Below are 2,342 nucleotides of genomic sequence, written 5' to 3'. Positions count from 1 at the left end.
ACCAGATCTTAACAAGATAGAGCGATGGTGGTCTGTACTCAAGAATTGGATGAAACAACGTTGGGGTGAATTTGAAGAATTTCGTGATTGTGTTGATAATGCTTTTAAAAAATGTCCTAACGTAACCCCGTAGTGCTATATATGTTGGTATTTATCGGGGTTGATTTCGGTCATATTAAAATCCAGTGTAGATTCTCTAGTATTGACTGGAGACAATGCCAATGAACGGGAATTCCCCTAGGAATAATGTTATGATTTGTCTAAATTTACCCAACTCTCGCTAGCTACAACTAGCGAGAGTTGGGAACTGCCATCATTATCTTTGTTGCCCACACCACATGGTTTTTTGGAAGAGTTTATTTAGTGGTGGCGATACGGCTACTGAATCTAAGGTAAGTGCCTCCGTTGGTACTCCTCTACATGTAACTGGAATTAATCTACCTCAAAATAGTCAAATTTTTTTTAGTACCGATCGAGACCTCAACCTATATGAGTTGGAGGAACTTTGCGATATTGTGGGTTGGTCGCGTCGTCCATTACGGAAGGTGAAGAAGGCGCTCCAGAATAGCTTTATTGTGGTTTCGATGTGGGAAGTCAAGGGTGCGACAAAACGGATGATTGGGTTTGCTCGTGCTACGTCTGATGGGGCTTTTAATGCAACCGTGTGGGATGTGGTAGTGCATCCTGATTTTCAGGGACAGCGGTTAGGTAAGGCGATGATGAAGTTTACGATCGATAAAATCCGCGCTCAAGATATTAGTAATATCACACTTTTTGCTGATGCTCATGTGGTGGGTTTTTATAATGGGATGGGATTTGTGGAAGATCCTGAAGGTATTAAGGGGATGTTTTGGTACCCTGATTAGTTAACAGTAATTTTTGGAGATTGTTGATCGAACCTGTCGATAGTATGTTATGATGGTGTCAACGACGGGATGTAGCGCAGCTTGGTAGCGCGCCTGCTTTGGGAGCAGGATGTCGCAGGTTCGAATCCTGTCATCCCGATATACTGCGGCAAAGTCAAAAACTGTTTTTCTATACAAATGCAACCTGCAAATTTAAATTTGTAGGTTGTATTTGTATGGATAGACTAAATCTGACCGAGAACTATGAGATCGATCTTAAACCCTAGCCCCGATTACCTATATATGGATAAAATATAAGCAGGTTGAGTCTATCGGCACAAACCGCAGTTAATTAGCGATCATCAAAAACTCCATCACTCTTCAGAAGTATTGGGGTTTGAGATCGGTTTTTAACTGCTAGATGCCTGAGAGATCGATCTTTATTGTTTCATGACTATGAATAATCTGTGTTTGTACTCAACGGTTATGAATATCTCCTTGGCTTCTTGCTGACATGTAGCCTGGTGCCGATTTTAGCATTGTCAGCATCTAAATTGCTGCGCCCTAGCGGTGGTGGCCCCGAACGCCGCACCACTTATGAATCGGGGATGGAGCCGATCGGTGGTGCGTGGATTCAGTTTAATATTCGTTATTATATGTTCGCCCTGGTCTTTGTCGTCTTTGACGTGGAGACTGTATTCTTATACCCGTGGGCAGTGGCGTTTAGTCAGTTAGGCTTACTCGCTTTTATTGAAGCTCTCGTTTTTATCGCAATTCTCGTGATTGCGCTGGTCTATGCTTGGCGCAAAGGAGCCTTAGAATGGTCATGAACCCTAATCTTATCAATAATTCAGATCGAATTTCCAGTCCAATCGAGCGTCCTCAAGTGACGACAGATTTGTCGGAAAATGTGATCCTGACAACCGTAGACGATCTCTACAACTGGTCACGGTTATCCAGCCTGTGGCCATTGCTATTCGGGACGGCTTGCTGTTTCATTGAATTAGCCGCAATGATCGGCTCTAGGTTTGATTTCGACAGATTTGGATTGGTACCACGTGCAAGTACTCGTCAGGCAGACTTATTAATTACTGCTGGGACGATTACGATGAAAATGGCTCCAGCGCTGGTGCGTCTCTATGAACAGATGCCCGAACCCAAATATGTCATTGCTATGGGTGCCTGTACAATTACGGGTGGGATGTTTAGCTCGGATTCGCCTACCGCCGTGCGTGGTGTCGATAAACTGATTCCTGTCGATGTATATCTTCCCGGTTGTCCACCACGCCCAGAAGCGGTGATGGATGCGATCATTAAGCTCCGCAAAAAAATCGCCAACGAATCGATGCAAGAACGGAGTCTTCTGAATCAGACTCACCGTTACTACAGTACGACGCATAATATGAAAGTCGTACCACAGATTTTGACTGGAGCTTATCTCCAACCAGGTACACATGTAAATCCTCCTGCCGAAATTGCGGCAGCGATGGGAATACC

The 2,342-nt window shown here is 44.2% G+C and carries 3 protein-coding genes, 1 tRNA gene and 1 pseudogene; all 5 read left to right on the top strand.

The features are described from left to right. Positions 1 to 133: pseudogene (locus tag RMO55_RS15865) on the top strand (IS630 family transposase); the annotation flags it as partial. 205 nt (positions 134 to 338) lie between these two features. Next, positions 339 to 866 (top strand): GNAT family N-acetyltransferase, encoded by a 528-nt coding sequence (locus RMO55_RS15860; RefSeq protein WP_310428007.1) that lies wholly within the window; start codon positions 339 to 341, stop codon positions 864 to 866. 65 nt (positions 867 to 931) lie between these two features. Further along, positions 932 to 1,005: transfer RNA gene (locus tag RMO55_RS15855), tRNA-Pro, on the top strand. Between the two features lie 307 nt (positions 1,006 to 1,312). Continuing rightward, positions 1,313 to 1,675 (top strand): photosynthetic/respiratory NAD(P)H-quinone oxidoreductase subunit C, encoded by a 363-nt coding sequence (gene ndhC, locus RMO55_RS15850; RefSeq protein ID WP_015157893.1) that lies wholly within the window; start codon positions 1,313 to 1,315, stop codon positions 1,673 to 1,675. Further along, on the top strand, positions 1,666 to 2,342 hold a 677-nt coding region (locus tag RMO55_RS15845), incomplete at its 3' end, for an NADH dehydrogenase subunit K (protein ID WP_396134350.1). The genes ndhC and RMO55_RS15845, both read left to right, overlap by 10 nt.

The sequence above is a fragment of the Chamaesiphon sp. VAR_48_metabat_135_sub genome (assembly GCF_031418915.1).
Classification (GTDB): Bacteria; Cyanobacteriota; Cyanobacteriia; order Cyanobacteriales; family Chamaesiphonaceae; genus Chamaesiphon.
This window is presented reverse-complemented; position numbering and strand designations above follow the sequence as displayed.

Excerpts from the sequence above, each read along its gene's own strand:
- RMO55_RS15860 (WP_310428007.1), top strand. The coding sequence starts at position 339 with ATGGTTTTTTGGAAGAGTTTATTTAGTGGTGGCGATACGGCTACTGAA.